General features: G+C 55.5%; 14 protein-coding genes. 13 read left to right on the plus strand and 1 reads right to left on the minus strand.

What is annotated here, in order from left to right:
- Positions 1-215: 215 nt before the first annotated feature.
- Entirely contained in the window at positions 216-443 is a 228-nt protein-coding gene (locus tag ACMGF9_RS08180; protein WP_004935320.1) for a hypothetical protein, read from the minus strand.
- 245 nt (positions 444-688) lie between these two features.
- Between ACMGF9_RS08180 and ACMGF9_RS08185 the strand changes: the two genes are divergently transcribed.
- From ACMGF9_RS08185 to ACMGF9_RS08245, 13 genes are all read left to right on the plus strand, one after another.
- A complete protein-coding gene (locus tag ACMGF9_RS08185; protein WP_004935318.1) occupies positions 689-979 on the plus strand; it encodes a hypothetical protein in 291 nt (96 codons plus the stop codon).
- 706 nt (positions 980-1685) lie between these two features.
- Entirely contained in the window at positions 1686-2261 is a 576-nt protein-coding gene (locus tag ACMGF9_RS08190) for a helix-turn-helix transcriptional regulator (protein ID WP_004935315.1), read from the plus strand.
- Between the two features lie 108 nt (positions 2262-2369).
- Positions 2370-3239, plus strand: coding sequence for a hypothetical protein (locus ACMGF9_RS08195; RefSeq protein WP_004935313.1), 870 nt, complete (start codon positions 2370-2372; stop codon positions 3237-3239).
- A 34-nt stretch (positions 3240-3273) separates the two neighbouring features.
- Positions 3274-9060 (plus strand): non-ribosomal peptide synthetase, encoded by a 5787-nt coding sequence (locus tag ACMGF9_RS08200; RefSeq protein WP_118891900.1) that lies wholly within the window; start codon positions 3274-3276, stop codon positions 9058-9060.
- A 1-nt stretch (position 9061) separates the two neighbouring features.
- Complete coding sequence (locus ACMGF9_RS08205; protein WP_004935307.1) at positions 9062-9889, plus strand: Cof-type HAD-IIB family hydrolase; 828 nt, start codon at positions 9062-9064, stop codon at positions 9887-9889.
- 131 nt (positions 9890-10020) lie between these two features.
- The gene (locus ACMGF9_RS08210) at positions 10021-10254 is read left to right on the plus strand and encodes a hypothetical protein (protein ID WP_118891901.1); all 234 of its coding nucleotides are present in this window, start codon (positions 10021-10023) and stop codon (positions 10252-10254) included.
- Positions 10255-10338: 84 nt separating this feature from the next.
- Entirely contained in the window at positions 10339-10737 is a 399-nt protein-coding gene (locus tag ACMGF9_RS08215) for a hypothetical protein (RefSeq protein ID WP_004935300.1), read from the plus strand.
- A gap of 69 nt (positions 10738-10806) precedes the next feature.
- On the plus strand, positions 10807-12315 hold the full coding sequence (locus ACMGF9_RS08220) for a PhoPQ-activated protein PqaA family protein (RefSeq protein WP_118891902.1): 1509 nt from the start codon (positions 10807-10809) through the stop codon (positions 12313-12315).
- Positions 12316-12941: 626 nt separating this feature from the next.
- Entirely contained in the window at positions 12942-13481 is a 540-nt protein-coding gene (locus tag ACMGF9_RS08225) for a fimbrial protein (RefSeq protein WP_004935293.1), read from the plus strand.
- 56 nt (positions 13482-13537) lie between these two features.
- Complete coding sequence (locus ACMGF9_RS08230) at positions 13538-14221, plus strand: molecular chaperone (protein WP_118911611.1); 684 nt, start codon at positions 13538-13540, stop codon at positions 14219-14221.
- A gap of 54 nt (positions 14222-14275) precedes the next feature.
- Positions 14276-16852, plus strand: a complete 2577-nt coding sequence (locus ACMGF9_RS08235) for a fimbria/pilus outer membrane usher protein (protein ID WP_015378378.1) — start codon at positions 14276-14278, stop codon at positions 16850-16852.
- Positions 16853-16894: 42 nt separating this feature from the next.
- Positions 16895-17836 carry a fimbrial protein gene (locus tag ACMGF9_RS08240; RefSeq protein ID WP_004935283.1) on the plus strand — a complete coding sequence of 314 codons (942 nt, stop codon included), beginning with the start codon at positions 16895-16897 and terminating at the stop codon, positions 17834-17836.
- Positions 17837-17973: 137 nt separating this feature from the next.
- Entirely contained in the window at positions 17974-18333 is a 360-nt protein-coding gene (locus ACMGF9_RS08245; RefSeq protein ID WP_004935280.1) for a hypothetical protein, read from the plus strand.
- Positions 18334-18347: the final 14 nt, after the last annotated feature.

Below are 18347 nucleotides of genomic sequence, written 5' to 3' on the forward strand. Positions count from 1 at the left end.
TCACAAGGAGTGGTGCGATGATCTATGACTGGATGCTCAAAAACGCCAATAAACGCATGGGTTTTTTTATCATGGTGATACCCAGCTTGTTTTTTTGGATATTGGTTTTTCTGACCTTATCTATTTTTTGATTCTTTGAAGTAAAAAAAAGCACCCGCGAAGGTGCTTAAAATGAAGCGAATTAAAAAATAGGAAGGGATGATTATGAGTTGTTATTACAGTTTAGAGATGATCTGCAATCCGCTGGAAATCAGCGCATCGACAGCCAGACCAATACCTTTACCGATGGTGCCGACAACGGTTTTGGCATCCGGGTTAACACCGGCAATCGCGGAAATGGTATCAATACCTGTACCTACCGCACTGCCAATCAGTGTGCCTACGTCACCAAAAAAACCAGCACCGTTAACTTGTTCAATTTCTACTGCGGATAGTTCTTTCATGATTGAAACTCCTTTTTCAGTTAGCCCTTTACTTCAGGCCATTTCATTATTGCAAATCAGGTCATTTTTTCAATAAAACTCGCGCTGTTTTTTTATACTATTGTGTTTTTTGTTAGATTGATTTTGCATCGTTAGATTATATATTGCCGAAGCCTGGATTTTTATATCTCACTCGCCTTGAACGGCGGCGGTTTTATGAAGTTATTATTTTAAATCGGAATGATATATACCAGAAGGGAGACCTTATGAAGGTATTGACGACGCCGGAAAGACCTTTCCGGTATGATGAGCTTGCGGATAAAATTATCCGCGAGGCCAGGAGCCGCTTGGGCTGCGCCGTTCTGCGGTTTTTAGACTGCATGATCCTGGGTTATGGCCCGCCGGTGATAGTCTTTGATATCTATAATAATCACGGTAAGTTGCAAACGTTCAAAGTCATTCTTCCTCTTGGGAGCGACAAGCAGCTAAAAAAAGATCACCTCGGGTTGGTTTCCTGCCTGGAGGCTAAAAAATTGATGAGGATAAAAAAAATATAAATCATCCCGCTCGTCAACGATGCCGCGTTATCTTTCTGCGCTGCGCATCACTCCTGAAAAATCGTTACCCCTACCAGGCATTTCTTGCGCGGGCGGCCGATGGGTTCGCCTTCTTCTTTTTTGTTGCCGTCTACATGAAAGGGCGGGAATCACTTACTGCCATAAAGTGTAGCTTTTTTTTATGCAATTTTTTTACAATAAAATGAATATGGTTATACTCTGTTTAATAGGGTCTGCGATGACCCCACCGCCTCGTGCGAAAAAAGCATTATCCTGCCTTTATCATAAGTAAATTCCTAATGCGTAAACGGATTCTCTTAACAATCAATGTCGCGCAATGTTATGTTCTATATTATGTGTTTTTTCGATATTTATCTGGATATATTGCGCTCTTGGAGTAAAATTAACGTATCAGAGAAAAATCTTAGCACCGTGATGCTGATGGCAATGATGCCTTATAAATATATCTTACGATAACAATTTCCCTTGCGAAGCGCGGCAGCTTACCGCGTCTTGCTTTTGTATGCTCTCCAGGGCAGATGATTTATATAACCCTATATATAAAATGCACTTTTGCGAGGCAAGGTCTTTTTTGCTTCGCCTATAACGCTTTTTTATTAAAAAGCACGTTAAAACAAAAAATAATCACAGCAATGATATTGCAGTAAGGAGAGTGAGCAAGCGTAGTCAAAAGGGAGGTTTGTTAATGGAGCGCGTCAATATCGCTATTGTGGATAAAAATCAATTCTTCAAGCTGGGGTTGAGTCTTGCCTTGCAAGAAGGTTTTCTCACGAATGGCATTAAGGCCAAGATCACGGGAGAAGAACGTGCCAACATCATATTCAGGGCGCCGGACAAGCGGGTGTCCATAAATTTTTGCCATACCCAGCTTTTGCAGGGCAACTTTTCTTCTATTCCGCTCTATTTTTCAATATTGGAGCATAAAAAGACATTCCCTAAAATTCATTGCAATTTGGAGGCCGGAAGTATTACGCGCAAAGACAGCGTGGCGGCGATCGTGGACAAGGTCATGTTCTGCTATCGCAAGAAAAATAGTTTGGTTTCAAGCTATTGCCCGCGTTGCCGTACCCAGTTGACCTTTAGCGAGGGGAAAGTGTGCCGTTTGATCCATTTGGGCTATTCACAAAACCAAACGGCGATGTTGCTCGGCATCAGCCCGAAAACGGTGAGTATTCATAAACGTTCGGCCATGAGAAAACTGAACATCGATAATAATATTGAATTCTTGCGCTGGTTAAAAATGCACAGCGACTCTTGTTAATCAGGGAAAGGAAGCGAACGGTCCGGCGCCGTATTATAAGCGGCGCTGAGCGGTCATCTTTTATTGATTTCCGCCTAGCATGGAATCGGTTTTATAGGGAGATAAAACATGGCTGTCTTTGTGAGGGAAGCGGTTTCTCATAATCATTTCAAATTATTGCAGGAGCTTTATGGCAGAGATTTGGGCGGGGAGCGTTTCCTGCACTGGAAGCATTTGCTCGATCCGCATTGTGGGGCGCCGATGGAAAAAACGGGCATATTTTACAAGGATCAAGAACGTTATCTCGGGATGTTTGTATCCAGTTTTTATCCTTTTAAAATCAATGAATTGTCTTTTAATGTCAATATGCTTGGCGATCTTGGGATCCACCGTCAGGTCAAATCTTCCACCGTCTTGAAAGACTTTTTCTTGCAGGCTAAGCGTTCGGATGTGGCGGCGGATATCTGCTTTTCCGATGACAGGAAGATCAGAGTTTATGAAAAGATTTTCAGAAAGTATTTAACCACCAATACGCAAATCTATCCTTTCGTCGAATTAACCTTAAAGCCTGATAAGTTTATGGCCTTTCGTTTTACCGAGGGTGGCCAAGCGCGGCAGGCCAGTTTTATCAATAATCTGGGGCGAGAAAAAGATCATCGCGCATTTGAATATATTGAAAAACATCCTCTGTATCATAAAATTCATTATATCAATAAAGGCAATCTCTACGCTGTGATTGGCTGTTCCAGTGAGTGTGCCGAACTTTTGGATATTTCCAATCCTTCCAGGGAGTGTTTTTCCTGGGCCATCGGCGTTTGTCGGCACCTGCATAGCCGTTGCAAAGTGATGATCCCTATTGGTTTTTACAAGTCGATTTGCGCTCAGGCGGCGGAGGTCATTGCAGAAAAGCGCATCAACATGCTGATCGGTTATTACTCAGAAAAGATAAGCGAGCTGATGCCGAAAGAGGTTTGGGTATGCCGCATGGATCGCCGTTAAGCAGGGCACGTGTATTCTAAATGGAGTGTTTGTCATGGAAGAGATTCCTGTATCACCCTATTCAAAAGTTTTTATCGATGAATATGACCGCCATCCAGAAGGCTGTAATTACAACGTATTGGTGCTGCAGCGTATTGAGGGCGCGCTGGATCCCATCAGATTACAAGCTGCGCTGAATGCGCTGGTGCAAGATCATGTCCTGCTGAACAGCCATATTCATGAACAGAATGGCGAGCTGTATTGGCGTCGCAATGACGCAATCCATCCTTTGCAGCATTACACGGACCGCACGCTGCTGACCCAAGTGATTCGCCAGCCCTTCGACATTTACCGCGGGCCGCTTTATCGTTGGGCGCTTTTCGCCGAGGGGGCGGGGCGCTATACCCTGGCGCTGGTGGGCCATCATCTGGTGATCGACGGCGCGTCTTCCGACGAGTTTTTCTCATTGGTGAGCCAGTACTATGGTCAACAGCGGTTATCGACACGCCTCGAGGCGGCCGAGATTGCCGCCATCAACCGGCAGCTGCAGCGCGAGGTGGAACAACTGGCCGCCGACGGAGCGCTGGCGCACTGGCGGGCCGAAGCGGCAAATTTGGGCGCGATAGACGTGCCCTTCGAGAAAAGCGGCGCCGTGCGAAACGATGAGGCGGCCGAGCTGCGTTTCCAGGTGCCCAAAGCGCAATGGAAAGCGCTGACGCAGGGCGCGGGAATACGGCGAATGAATGACTTTCTGGCGTTGCTGGTGCTGTGGGGCATCTTGATGGCGCGCAGCGGCAATCAGGAAACGGTCTATATCAGCTATCCGGTGTCGATAAAAAAGGGGCAAAGATTTGCGCTTGGCGGACATGTAAACACCAGCGTGATGCCCCTCTCGCTGCGTGACGGCGAAGGCTTCGCCGCCGTTTATCAACGCGCGCTGGCGTTTATTACCGCCGCGGTGCCGCACTCGCGCCAACGGTTTAACCAACTGCCCACGCAACAGGTGGTGCAGGCGCTGGGGATCCGCGCGCTGCCGATTTCCTTTGCCCAGACCAACCTGCGCGATGCGGCCTTGGCGCTGGCCGATTGCGCCACTTCGCCGCTGTTTGAAGCCAACCACGATATGGCCAGCGCGTCGCTTTCCCTGGAATATGAGGATCGGGCCGACAGCGATGCCTTGCAGTTCCGGCTGCGTTTTCGTCAGGACATGTTTGACGAAGAAGATATGCGCGACTGCGCGGAACATTTCATGCGCTTGATGCAAGCGGCGATGCGCGCGCCTGACGCGCCTTTACGCCACCTCGCCTTTTATCCCGCCGCCGACATGCCGCCAGATGACGACGCGGCCCCCGCGTTGCCGAGAGAAACCCTCAGCGCCCGGTTTGAGGCGATCGCCCTGCGTTATCCGGATAAGATTGCGCTGGAGTTTGAGGGGCTGTATGTCAGCTACCGTGAGCTGAACGGCATGGCGAATAGCCTGGCGCGCGAAATTACGCTCCGCTACCAAGCGCTGACCGGGGGCGCTCCCCAGGCGGACACGCTGATTGCGCTGTACAGCGAGAAAAGCCTGGAAATGGTGGTGGCGCTGCTGGCGGTGCTGAAAACCGGTGCGGCCTATGTGCCGCTCTCCTGCAATTATCCTCAGGCGCGCATTCGGCATATTCTCGAAGAAACGCGCGCGCCGGTGCTCATCGCCGGGGAAAGCCTGCAATCGGTCGCCGAGGCGCTGGCGGCGATGATGCCGCACGCCGTGTCCGTCCTCACGCTGGGCGATCTGAACCGCCTGCCGCACGAGCGGCAGAATCTGCCGGCCGTCACCGGCGCCGACCGGCTCGGCGCGGTGATCTATACCTCGGGATCGACGGGGACCCCGAAAGGCGTGATGCTCGAGCAACACGCGATGTGCGGGTTGGCGACCGCGTCCGGCATCGCTGTCACGCCCGATGACGCGTTGCTCTTCCTCTCGAGCCCGGCGTTCGATGCGGCGACGTTCGAGGTGTGGGGCGCATTGCTCAACGGCGCCAAATTGGTCGTCGTGCGCGACACGGAGGATATCGCCGGCGATGTGCCGCAGCTGGAAGCCCTGCTGCGTCGGCAGCAGGTATCGATTCTGTGGGCGACGCGCAGCCTGTTCGATCATCTTTACCTCAGTCACCCCGACCTGTTCGCCGGGCTGCGCTGTCTGCTGGTGGGCGGGGAGGCGCTGACCGCCACGCTGATGCAGCGCCTGGTGCGGCAAGCCAACCGCCCGCAGCAGGTCATCAATGGCTATGGCCCGACGGAATGCACCACGTTCACCACGATGTACGCCATCGCGGCGGACGAAACCCGCAGCAGCATCCCGATTGGGCGAGCCATACCGGGGCGCGAACTTCATGTGCTGGATCGCTGGCTGCAGCCGTTGCCGCCAGGGCTGGCCGGCGAGCTGTATATCGGCGGAGACGCGCTGGCGCGCGGCTATCTCAACCAGCCGCAGCAGACGCAAGAGCGTTTCATTACGCTGAACGGGCGACGCTTGTATAAAAGCGGCGATCGGGTGCGAGAGTTGCGCGACGGCAATCTGGAGTATCTCGGCAGAAACGATTGCCAGGTAAAAATCCGCGGTTTCAGAATTGAACTCAGCGAAATAGAAAATACGATCAATGCGCTGGAGGGCGTCGAGAAATGCGTCGTGGTGGATGTCGTCCATCGCGATAGCAAGCGCCTTGCCGCTTATGTGCTGATGGCGCGGGGCGAGCCGCTGGATGCTGCCGATTTGCGCGCCCGGCTGGAGCGGATCCTGCCGGATTACATGGTGCCGTCCAGCTATGTCGCGCTCGACGAGATACCGCTGACGGTGAACGGCAAGCTGGATCGCACGGCGCTGCCCGCGCCGCAATTCGCGCAAGGCGAGCGATATGCCGCGCCGCAGAACGCGCTGGAGGCGTTGATTTGCGCCCTGTGGGCGGAGATCCTCGGCGTTGAACGGGTAGGGGTGGATGACGACTTCTTTCGTTTGGGCGGCGATTCGATCCAAAGCATCGTGTTCACCAGCGAATTGAGCAAGTCGGGCTATCACAGCAACTCGCGTGCGGTGTTCGAAACCCGGAATGCGCGGGCGCTGGCCAAGCGCATTTTGCAGCAACGGGAGGCGATTGCGCCGCTCAATGAACAGGGCGAGCTGCAGGGCGAATTCGAATTGCTGCCGATTCAGCGCTGGTACAACGAGCAGCCGCCGCAACATCGCGCCTTCTTCAACCAGACTTTTTTGGTGCGGGTGCCGCCGATGTCCGCCGAGCGCGTGGCCGATCTGGTGAACGGGCTGGCGTCGCGCCATGACATGCTGCGCGCGCGGTTTAGCGCCGACGACGCCGGCGCGCTGGTCGCGCAGCGCTATCTGTCGGTGGCCGACGGCGGCCCTTCATGGGGATACTATGACCTGGCGCTTTGTCGCCAAAGCCGCGCCGAACTTCTGCATCAATGGCAATCGGGGTTTGATCCGGTAGAAGGGCCGCTGTGCCGCTTCGTCTACATTTTCGACAGCAGCGCGCCCGGCTACGCGCTGATGTTCTGCGCATTCCATCATCTGATCATCGACGTGGTGTCCTGGCGCATCATCGTCAGAGACATGCGACGGTTGCATCAGGGGGAATCGCTGTCGGCGAAAGGCACCAGCTACCGGCAGTGGGGCGAGACGTTAAGGCACTACGCGGCGAGCCGGCATGACCAATGCGCTTACTGGTTGGCGATGATCGCCGGGCAACCCGATTACGCCACGCTCAGCGAGGGGGCGCAGAGTCCGGCGTTTTGCCGCTTCGAGTGCGACGCGGCGTTGACGACGCTGTTGATGGACAGCTGTCATCAGACCTACCGCACCTCGACCCGCGATGTGTTGCTGGCGGCGCTGGCGCCGGTGTTGCAGGCCTGGCATGGCCGTGCGGACAGTTACCTGACGCTCGAACACCATGGCCGCGATATCAATGACGATAAGATCCAGCTCGACGACACCGTCGGCTGGTTCACCGCCTTACTGCCTTTGCGCATCACCGCGCATCAGAGCCCAAAACACACGCTGCGCGCCATCAAGGACGCATTAAGAAAGATGCCGGATCACGGCATCGGCTATTCGGCGCTGAAATACGGTTCAGCGTCGGACGACGAAGCGATAGCCTGCCTGCGGCGCCACCGCTTGCCGGCCATTTCATTCAACTATCTCGGGGTCTTTAACGAACAGACTGACGACGCCTTGTGGGCCTTGATCGACCAAACGGCGGATCTGGAAAACGGCGCGCTGCCGGCGAGCGACAATGTGCTGGATCTGGTGCTCTACGTGCACGGCGACCGGCTGAGCATCGTGATGTCGGGCTTATTGCCGCAGGCGACGCTGGCCCGGATCGGTTCGCACTATCGGGAGAGCCTGTCGGCGCTGGTCGCACACTGTTGCCACGAGGCGAGCCAGGGCGTTCGCCTCGCCAGCCCGGGGGACTTCCCCCATGCCAACGTCAGCCTCGCCGAGTTGGACCGCTGGCAGCAACGTCATCGCATCGCCGCCGTTTTCGAGGCTACGGTCACGCAGCGGGAATTGATGTATTTCAACCGGCTTAACCGCGAGTATCAGATCGATCAGGCCGTTTATGAGGTGGCCGGCCCGCTGCAGCCGGAGGTGTTGAACCAGGCCTGGTCGCTGGCGCTGCAGCGATTTGAAATGCTGCGCGCCGGGTTTGGCGATCAAACCCGCCGTGGGCGGCCCAACGTCTTCATCTGCGAGACGCTGCAGGCGCCGATTGCGATCGAGGATTGGACCGACGCGCCGCCGTCCTTGCTGGAAGAAAGGATGGAAGCGCTGTTGGCTCGGGAACGAGAAACCTCGTTTGAGCTGGATGCGCCGCCGTTGATCCGCTGGCGCCTGATCAAGTTGAACGCCGATGAGCACTATCTGGTGCAGACCTTTAACCATATCTTGTTCGACGGTTGGTCCCTCGGCGTTCTGTTCGAACACTGGTTCAACGACTACCTCACCTTGCTGGAAGGGGGCGCGCCGGCGCTGGAAATTAACCGATTTGAGCCGTTCGCCGCTTATGTGCGCGCGCACGGCGACGATCCCGAAGCGCAGGCGTTCTGGGCGGACTATTTGCGCGGGGCGCCGGTCAACCAACGTTTGCCGTTGAGCGCTGCGCCGGATGCCGCGCCGCATGGGCGACGCATGCGGCAATATGGCGCGGAATTCAGCGCGGAACAGGTGGCAAGCCTCACCGCGTTTTGCCGGCGCCAGGGGATCACGGTCAATCAACTGACGCAGCTGGCCTGGATGCTGGCGCTGGCCGAAGCGCTGGCCTGTGACGATATCGCGATCGGCACGACCATGAGCGAGCGCCCGGCGGACATTGAGCAGGTGCAGACGCTGTTTGGCCTGTGTGTCGCCAGCCCGGTGCTGCGCCTGCAGGCGATTCGCCGCCGGCCCATTTATGCATTGCTGGCCGATATCGCGGATTCCCAGACGCTGAGGCAGAAGTACGCCTTTTCCGAACTGAACCGCTACGACGAACAATGGGTGCCCACTTCGCCGTTCGGCAGCCTGTTTGTGTTTGAAAACATGCCGCAACCGCAGAAGGATCCGCGCTTGCCGTTTACGTTCCAGGTGACGGATATCGTCAGCGGCAGCAACCACCAGACGGTGCTGTGCTTGTTCCCCGAAGCGGAACGGCTCGCCATTTCACTGTTTTATGATTCTCACGAGATAGCTCAGGAGACCATCGTTGCGGTAGGACGCCGTTTTCAGGCCATTGCGCTCGCGATCGCCCACCTTCCGCCCGACAGCGAAATCCGCGCCGAAGACGGGATTATCCAGGCGGAGGAGGCGTGATATGTGGCTTGCTATCGACGGCAAAATAAAATACCGGGCGATCGTGAGCGATCTTGACGGAACCTTGCTGGATCCTGCCGGAAATCTGTCTGATCTGACGGTGGAAACGCTCAATATCCTGCATGCCCGCGGGCTGGAAATCGTGATCGCGACAGGCCGTTGCGATGCGGATGCGCGCGGGATTGTGGATGGCTTGGGGTTCTCGCCGGCGATCGTCTCCTGCAATGGCGCGATGGTCAATATCGAGGGGCGGCCGGTGGCGGATAAAAGCTATTTCCTGCCTCGCGACAGCCAAATGATGTTGATGGATTACCTCTTCGCCTGTCCGCTCCACGTGACGTTGTTCACCCAGGAAGGATGGATGATGGCCGAAGAGAATCCGCATTTTGCCGACTATATCAAAACCTCGGGCGTCGCTTGCCGCTATGTCGAGCCGGAGGCGATGAAACGGCAACCGATCCTGAAAGTGCTGCTGCAGGGGGAAGCGGCGCTGATCGAGCGGTTTTACGACGAGGTCAGTCAGGCTTTCGGAAAAACGCTGTCTATCTGTAAGTCCTCTGCGGAAACGATAGACATCATGGATAAGCATATTTCCAAGGCCAGAAGCGTGGCCGACTATCTGAGCGCCAAACAGATAGCGATGCGCGATTGCCTCTCTTTCGGCGATGCGATGAACGATTTGGACATGCTGCGCTGGGCCGGAACGGGGGTGGTGATGGGCAATGCCATGGGCGAATTGAAGCGCGCGCTGCCGTTTAACCCGATTGCGTTGCCCAACAGCCGCAATGGCGTTGCCGATTATCTCTGCCGTGAGTTCGGCCTGTTCTGACATTGTCACCGCCGCGCGGGTGAACGCATTGGCAACAGGGTCTTTCGTGGGCAGATAACAAGGAGGTGAACAAACAGTGAGGGTTTCATTTTTTCATTACTAAACATGTCGATAAATACAAAGGAGACAGTATGAAAGAACTGACTGAAGCAGAAGTCATGGCGGTTTACGGCGCAGGCATCGCTTCCGATGCCGGCAAAATCCTGGGCAATGGCATTGGCGCCATCGTAGATGCCGGTACCGGTCTATTCGGGATCCACGCGGATGCGGCGGGCGCCGGCGCCAAACTCGGTGAGGGCATTGGCGCCGTCATCGATGCCGGTATTAGCGCCTTCTCGCAGCTGTTTGGCCGTAAATCGTCATAAGCCCGGCCCTTAATGAAAAGTGCCCGCAAGGGCACTTTTACCTCGCACATGTCGGGAGCCGGAAGAACGGCAAAGGGAGAGTTCATGGCGAATAAAATCATCTTGATCATGGCCATCAATCTGTTCGTGGCGGTGGCGTTGGCGGTGTTTAACTTTATCTATATCCAAAAGAAGGTGGATATACGCGCCCCCAATGACGCCACGCCCTTTCAGGTGACCGAGAAAGCGCAGGGCAGGATCGTCTCCATGCAGCAGACCTCGGTATTTCTGAACAACAATCCTGTGGTGGCGTTTACGTTGGAAATCAACGCCAGGCGCAAACAGTTTACGATCGCTGACCATCGGGAGGTCGTGCTGTATATCGCCATGAGCCGTTATGAGGAAAACGGCGTTTACAGCCTATTGCTGGGCGAGAACGACAGGGACGTGGCGTTCGAAAAGGACAGCTTTGGCTATCCGATACGCTTTCATCAGGTGCTCTAGGCGCGCGGAAGGTTTCCTGCCGCCAGGCGGCGTAAAAGGGATTTGCCACGGACAAAGGGGGGAGGAAAAATGCTAAAACGCATCGGATACATCGCGCTGATTTGCCTGGCCTTAATCGGCGGCCGGCAGGCTATGGCGGCAGAGGAAGATCGCTGCTTTGCGGACGAACATTCCGCCTTGCACACCGTTATTCCTTGTTATAACAATCAGTTGGCGATGTTGCCTCTGTCATATTCGTTAAAGGGCGTGGATAACGGCCATGACGTGTCGATACGTCATTATCGGTTGATGTCGCAATCCTGGTCGCCGCAAGACGCCATCCGGCCGACGCAATGGTGGCATGATGTGGATATTTATATCCCCAACGGGGCGCTTGCCCGTAAAGCGTTGGTGCTGATGAGCGATGACTGCGCTTGCGCCGCCGCAGGGGCGAGCGGGGCAGGCAAGCAAAATGCGGCGTTTTCTGTCGCTACGCCGGCGGCCTTGGCGGCGGAAAGTCACACCATCGTGATTGTCGTCAACCGGCTGCCTTATCCGTACCTGGAATATCAAAATGAGGGGCGGCGTCGTGCGGGGGAGGACAGCCAGGCCCGAGGCTGGCGATTGTTCCTGGACGATGCGGATGAATACTTGATGATGCCGCTGGCGATCCCCATGACGGCGGCCTTGTCGCAAACCATGACGCTGGCGCAGCGCGAATTGAGCCGGTGGGGGATAGATAAATTCATCGTGGCGGGCGCGGCGAGCGGCGCAACCGCGGCGTGGCTGGCGTCATTGTCGGATGAGCGCATCGATGCCGTCGTCGCCATGTTCCCGGATGGGGTCGCGGCGCGGCAGGTCTTGAAGCATACCTATCGTACGTATGGCGGCCGTTGGCCGTTGGCGTTTCATCCTTATTACCAACTCGGCATCGATCGGCGCATAGAGACGTCGGCGTTCGACAAACTGATGCAAATAGCGGATCCCACCGCTTATCCGCCGCCGACGGCGGGAGCGCGGCCAGCTGTACCGAAATATGTCATCATCGCCAGCGGCGACGAACGTTATCCGCCGGACAGCACGCGATTCTATTTCAGCGCCTCAGCGGGAGAGGCTTCGCTGCGCGCGATTGCCGACGGGGATCGCGCGGCAAGCCGGCCGGCCGCCGAACGCGCCATACTGGCGATGATCAAGCGCCGCCAGCGCGATATCGCGTTGCCGACGATCGAGGTGCAAGGCAGCGCCGCGGATGCTGCGGTGCGCACGCTGCGTTTTTCCGAACCGCCGGCCACCGTGCGGCGCTGGAGCGCGCACAACCGCACGGCGCGAGATTTTCGTTATTCGTGCGGCGTACGCTTTACCCCGGAGCCGTTGGCCGCAGCGGAGGCCGATCGCGGCGAGTTTCGTCTGGCCGTCCCGGCGCAAGGCTGGGAGGCCACCTTTATCGAGGCGGTGTTCAACGATGGGTTTATCGCGACCACGCCGGTCTTTATCACGCCGGACGATAACTATCCGTCCGCCGTTCCCGCGGGCGATGGCCTGGCGTGTGAAACCCTACCCGGCAGAGGGCTGGGTGAAGATTATCGCCATGACGATTAATTAGCGGCGCCGAAAAACAATAAGGCGGCAATGCGTTATTATGCGCGACAGAGCGCATTGCCGCCTTATTTTCGAAATAGTGAACGGCGCCAGACAGAATATTTCTGCGTAACGCCATTTTCTCGTTGTCATATGATCGCGCCGGTTTCACGAACGGCGAACGCCTTATTCTCCCTCCTTTATCGCCATGCTTTTGCTATTCTGCTTCCCCTCTTGCTGTCGCCGCGTCGTGATGTCTTTCGTAATATAAATGTCATTTATTTCAGTGCGAGTTTTTTCGCCCGGTTTTCATTTTACGGCGATGTCACCTGATTTTTCGCCTGAGGGGGAAATGAGGAGGATCTGGCGAAAGCGCCTTCGAATAGCGCGAGAATAAATTCTCTTGCTGCCAGATGAATGAATCAAGAAACGCCGATTTGGCGGTTTTTTCAAAATAAAATTAAGAATGATGCTAATTCTATTTGGGGTAATTATCTTTTCTCATCTTTACATTGATTTTATGTATTGCTAAAGGGGGAAAGCTAAGCATAATTAACTGTGAAAGGAGCGGGGCTCCTATTCTCCCTGTCCGGGATCTCCGTGGCGGGGATATTTTGAAGTTTGTCTAATCAAAAGGAGAAGTACCCATGATGGAAAAAAAAGTGATTATGTTGGCATTTGTCGCGGCAGCGTGTTCAAGCGCTTTACCTGCTCTGGCAGCAGATGGTCAGGTTAATTTTACCGGGAATATTGTCGATGCTGCGTGCAAGGTCACGAATGACTTGAGTAATCCATTAAATGTTGTTTTGGGTGATGTGGCCCGAACGGCATTTGCGGGTGGCAAGGGATCAACGTCCAGCGCGACAAAATTCACGCTGGAAGTCACCGATTGTCCGGATACGGTAAAAAGCGCCACCGTTAAGTTTGACGGCGCGGCCGATAACGGCGACAGCAACGTATTGCAGCTGACTCAGGAAACGGATGTCGCTACCGGTGTCGGTATCCAACTGTCTGATATTTCTAACAGTGTTCTGCCGCTTTACACGGCGTCGACGGCTTATCCGTTGGCTTCCGGCAGCGGCGTGAAAAATAACCTCGATTTTACCGCCCGCTATATTTCCACGCAGGCAGATGTGACCGCCGGTAAAGCCAATAGCGTCGCCACCTTTACGCTGAATTATAACTGATAATATTTTCTTGCCCGCTGGTTCACAGCGGGCTGTATTGCCTCGGAGATAATATTATGCGTTTTAATCGCTACGGCGCCTTAGCGGCTCTCATTATTTTATTGTTTGCGTCTACGGTTCACGCCGGCGTGGTGATTGGCGGGACGCGGGTGATATTCAACGGCGAAAAAAAAGAAGCGTCAATCAGCGTGGAGAATCCGGATAAAGAACCGTATTTGATTCAGTCCTGGCTGGAGAATCAACAAAGCGGAGTGGATAAAATCGCGTTTATCGTTACGCCGCCTTTATTTCGGTTGGACGGCAACCAGGAAAATATGCTGCGCATCGTGAAAGTGGGCGATGACTTACCGAAAGATAAAGAAAGCTTGTATTGGATGAATATTAAATCCATTCCTTCAACAACACAGACGGGTAAATCGAATACGCTGCAAATAGCGGTCAAGACCCGCATTAAATTGATTTATCGGCCGGCGCCGCTGCTCCGCCAGGTACCCGAAGAAGTGACGCAGCAGCTGAAATGGCAGCGTGTCGGTTCAGAATTAAAACTCACCAACCCAACGCCTTATTATATGAACTTCCATTATGTCCGTATCGGGGGACGGGAAATGAAAGAGGTGGCGTATATCGCGCCGATGAGCAGCGAAATGTTTGTATTGCCCGTGGCGGGCGCAACGTCGGTAAGCTGGAAATTAATTAATGATTATGGCGGCACAGGTAAAGAACATCAGTCAGGTATTTAATCTGTAAGGGAAGGCAGAAAAAGGGATAAAACATTTCAATAATGGAGCTAATGAATGATAACTCAAAAGCGTATATTAGCGAAGCGGGATGCTTGGCTGAAACGCATAGCCTTATTCACGGTAACAACGGCGGTATGCGGCAATATGGCTAATCCCGCCTTCTCTCGTGACTATTTTAATCCGGCGTTGCTGGAAACTGGGCGCTCAGGCCAGCAGCACGTCGATCTGTCGATTTTTGAAAATGGCCAGCAGGTTCCCGGCACGTATCGGGTCGATATTTGGGTGAACGACATGCTGCTGGAAACGCGCGAGGTGTCGTTCGCTCTGCGGGCCGGCAGCGACGAGAAGGCCGATCTGCAGCCTTGTTTGACGCGGGAAGATCTGAAACGGCTTGGGGTGAAAGTTGAGCTGTTTCCCGGTTTGGCCGGCGCCGATCGCTGCGCGAATTTGGCCGCGATCCCACAGGCCTCGGCGCAATTTCAATTTAACCGCCAACGCCTGATGCTGAGTATCCCCCAGGCGGCGTTGGAAAATAAGGTGCGCGGATACGTTCCGCCGGAACAATGGGATGAAGGCCTGCCGGCGATGCTGCTGAACTACGGCTTCACCGGCAGCAACAGCAAGGGGCGCGATCGATTCACCCAGAGCGCAAGCAGTTATTACCTCAACCTGCGGCCGGGCTTCAACCTGGGCGCCTGGCGAGTGCGGAACTACACCACCTGGAGCTACAACAGCGCCGGCGGCGGGCGAGCGTCGGAGGATCGTTGGGACTCCGTCTATACCTACGCCCAGCGCAATATTATTCGCCTGAAAAGCTTGCTGACGCTCGGCGAAAGCAGCAGCCCGTCCGATGTGTTTGACAGCGTGTCGTTTCGCGGCGCGCAGCTGGCTTCCGATGACGACATGTTGCCGGAAAGCCTGCGTGGTTATGCGCCGGTGGTGCGCGGCATCGCGCGCAGCAATGCGCAAGTGGTCATTCGCCAAAACGGCTATGTCATCTACCAGAGTTACGTTGCGCCGGGCGCGTTTGAAATTTCGGACATGTACCCGACCGGCGGCAGCGGCGATTTGGAGGTGACTATCAAGGAGGCGGACGGCAGCGAACAGCACCTGACCGTTCCCTTCGCCAGCCTGCCGGTGCTGCAACGCGAAGGGCGGCTGAAATATGCGCTGACCTCGGGGCAATACCGCACTTACGATCACAGCGTGGATAAAAAGATCTTCTCGCAGGCCAGCCTGATTTATGGCTTGCCCGCCGGTTTCACCCTGTATGGCGGCGGCCAATTCGCCGGGCCGTATCAATCGCTGGCATTGGGTCTGGGCAAGAACCTGGGCGAGTTCGGCGCCCTGTCGGCCGACGTCACCCAGGCGTGGGCAAAGCAGGAGCATCAGCCGAAAAGCGATGGTCAGTCGTGGCGTGTGCGCTACAGCAAAAATATCGTCGAGACGGGGACGAACTTCGCCATCGCCGGCTACCGCTATTCGACCAGCGGCTACTATGGGCTGCAGGAAGTGCTGGACACCTATCGCAGCGGCAACCGTTACGCCCCGATAGACCGCCGCAAAAATCGCGGCGAAATCACGCTGAACCAGAATTTATGGGAAGGGGCGGGGTCGCTTTCACTCAGCGCGGTCTCCGAAGACTATTGGGGCTCCGAGCGCAATATGCAGTCGCTGAGCGCGGGTTACAACAATAGTTGGAATGGCATCAGCTACGGTTTTAACTACAGCTACAGCCGGAATTCACAGGCTATTTACGGCGATTCGAACCGCGGGCGCATTTACGATCGCGATCAGATCTTCGCTTTCAACATCAGCGTGCCATTAGAGAAATGGCTGAGCAACACCTACGCCACCTACAACCTCAACACCAGCAAAAAAGGCAATACCAGCCATACGGCGGGCCTCAACGGCACGGCGCTGGCCGGCGGCAACCTCAGTTGGAGCGTACAGGAAGGGTATGGCAGCCAGGGCCAGGGCAACAGCGGCAACGCCAACGCCGACTGGCGCGCGACGTACGGCGAACTCACGGCGGGCTACGCCTACGATCGCAGTCAACAGCGCGTCAACTACGGGGTGAAGGGCGGGGTGATCGCCCATGAAGACGGCGTGACCTTCGGTCAACCGTTCGGCGAAACCGTCGCCCTGGTACAGGCGGCCGGCGCGAGCGATGTGGCGGTCGGCAATCAGGTCGGGGTGAAAACCGACTGGCGCGGCTACGCGATCGTTCCTTACGCCACACCTTATCGCAACAATTCGATTCGCCTCGATGTCGACAGCTTGCCGGATGATGTCGATCTCGAGTTGACGAACCAGTCGGTCACGCCGACTCGCGGCGCGGTGAGCCGGGCGAATTTCAAAGCCAACGTCGGCAGACGGATTTTGATGAAGGTGACGGACTCGCAGGGGGCCCCCCTGCCGCTGGGCGCCAGCCTGCGTCTTGCCGAGGGGGCGACTCAGCCGTTCCTGGTCGGCGGCGACGGCGTGGTCTATCTGACCGGCATGGCGGAAAAGGGCCTGCTCATCGCGCAGTGGGGCAGGAATGGCGAGAACCAATGCCGCATCCGTTATCAGTTGCCGGCGGAGCCGCCGTCAGCGGGTCTCCAAACCCTAAACGGCGTTTGCCAATAGATCTCGCTCTATTTCCATCATGACTTTTAAGTGAGAGTGAAAATGAACGTTTTTCTCAGGATATTCGGTTACGGCGCCCTGGTGTGGCTGGCGACGCTCACGACGGCGGTTTATGCCGGCACCTGTACCACCAACGCGAAAACCGCCCGTATGGGGTTGCTGACGCTGGCCGTGGATCCGCGCATTGAAGTCGGCGAGCAGTTGGCTGTTCGAACCGAGAACAGTATGAACGGCACGACGTTTTCTTTTCTTTGTTCCGGTTCGGTCGCCTATCGCTCCATGTCGCCGCTGACGCCGAGCGCGCTGCCCGGCGTATTTGAAACGGGCATAGAGGGCGTGGGGGTGACGATTTCAGACTTATGGCAGAGCAATAAGAACGTGCCCGTCAACACGGCGATTTCGCCCAACTTGCTGACGCCGTGGATCAATCGAAACGATGTTCGGCTGACGTTTATTAAAACCGGTCCGATCAAAACCGGCGGCGATATGGGCGGGAAAATTATCGCCAGATATTATCTGGATTCGACCTCCATTTTGGATCTCAGTATTTCCGGCATGAAGGTCATTCAGAAAAGTTGCCTGGTTGATTTGAACTATAAAAATCAAACGGTGAATCTGGGCAGCCCTAAACGCAGCGAGTTTAACGGCGTCGGCAGCACGGCGGCGTCTTCCGAACGCAATTTTTCCGTGGTTCTGCAATGTCAGGAGGACAATATTCCGGTTCAGGTCACGTTCGAGGCGGCCGGAAATTCGCCAGGCGTGGGAATGATTGATATCGCCGACGGTGCCGATGCGGCGAAGGGCGTCGCCGTGGAAGTGTTGGATGAGAACCGTAATCCATTAACGTTTTCCAGACCGATCAATTACCACACCGCGGCTGAAAAAGAGATCAGGATCCCCTTGATGGCGCGCTATAAGCAAACGGGAGCCATTAGCCCCGGGCAGGCCGACGCGGTGATGACATTCACCATTACGCAGAATTAAAGAGACCCCCATTAAAAATATAATGTCGTCTGTTCGCGCGACATTATTGGTGGCATCAGGCGCTGCAGGCCGATGCCAATGCAATGACAACACGCATGTATGGCCGTGTTTGTCCGTTTAAATATGGAGATTAACCAATGAAAGAACTGTCTGTTATCGAAATGAATGAAGTGTCAGGCGCTTATTCCTGGGATATGAGCAATGGACTGTCGGGGCTGATTGGCAGCGCCGTTTCCAATGCCGCGGAAGCCGTTTCATCCATCGCTCTGGGCGCCTCCGTGGGCAGCATGGCGGGCGCCGTCATCGGCGGTAAGCACGGCGGCGACGGCGGCGGCCTGCTGGGCGTCGGCTCGATTGGCCAGGGCGTCGGCATGGTCGCCGGCGGCATTCTGGGCGGCGTAGCCAGCGGCGTGGCCGCAGCCGTTATTGGCTGGGACACCACGCTGGAATACTCCAAAAAAGGCCTCGATGGGCTGATTAACGGCACCATCAGCTAAATCCATATGCGGTC

This window comes from Serratia sp. BNK-23, from assembly GCF_047456145.1.
Lineage (GTDB): Bacteria > Pseudomonadota > Gammaproteobacteria > Enterobacterales > Enterobacteriaceae > Serratia > Serratia nematodiphila.

Excerpts from the sequence above, each read along its gene's own strand:
- ACMGF9_RS08180 (WP_004935320.1), bottom strand. The coding sequence starts at position 443 with ATGAAAGAACTATCCGCAGTAGAAATTGAACAAGTTAACGGTGCTGGT.
- ACMGF9_RS08185 (WP_004935318.1), top strand. The coding sequence starts at position 689 with ATGAAGGTATTGACGACGCCGGAAAGACCTTTCCGGTATGATGAGCTT.
- ACMGF9_RS08190 (WP_004935315.1), top strand. The coding sequence starts at position 1,686 with ATGGAGCGCGTCAATATCGCTATTGTGGATAAAAATCAATTCTTCAAG.
- ACMGF9_RS08195 (WP_004935313.1), top strand. The coding sequence starts at position 2,370 with ATGGCTGTCTTTGTGAGGGAAGCGGTTTCTCATAATCATTTCAAATTA.
- ACMGF9_RS08200 (WP_118891900.1), top strand. The coding sequence starts at position 3,274 with ATGGAAGAGATTCCTGTATCACCCTATTCAAAAGTTTTTATCGATGAA.
- ACMGF9_RS08205 (WP_004935307.1), top strand. The coding sequence starts at position 9,062 with ATGTGGCTTGCTATCGACGGCAAAATAAAATACCGGGCGATCGTGAGC.
- ACMGF9_RS08210 (WP_118891901.1), top strand. The coding sequence starts at position 10,021 with ATGAAAGAACTGACTGAAGCAGAAGTCATGGCGGTTTACGGCGCAGGC.
- ACMGF9_RS08215 (WP_004935300.1), top strand. The coding sequence starts at position 10,339 with ATGGCGAATAAAATCATCTTGATCATGGCCATCAATCTGTTCGTGGCG.
- ACMGF9_RS08220 (WP_118891902.1), top strand. The coding sequence starts at position 10,807 with ATGCTAAAACGCATCGGATACATCGCGCTGATTTGCCTGGCCTTAATC.
- ACMGF9_RS08225 (WP_004935293.1), top strand. The coding sequence starts at position 12,942 with ATGATGGAAAAAAAAGTGATTATGTTGGCATTTGTCGCGGCAGCGTGT.
- ACMGF9_RS08230 (WP_118911611.1), top strand. The coding sequence starts at position 13,538 with ATGCGTTTTAATCGCTACGGCGCCTTAGCGGCTCTCATTATTTTATTG.
- ACMGF9_RS08235 (WP_015378378.1), top strand. The coding sequence starts at position 14,276 with ATGATAACTCAAAAGCGTATATTAGCGAAGCGGGATGCTTGGCTGAAA.
- ACMGF9_RS08240 (WP_004935283.1), top strand. The coding sequence starts at position 16,895 with ATGAACGTTTTTCTCAGGATATTCGGTTACGGCGCCCTGGTGTGGCTG.
- ACMGF9_RS08245 (WP_004935280.1), top strand. The coding sequence starts at position 17,974 with ATGAAAGAACTGTCTGTTATCGAAATGAATGAAGTGTCAGGCGCTTAT.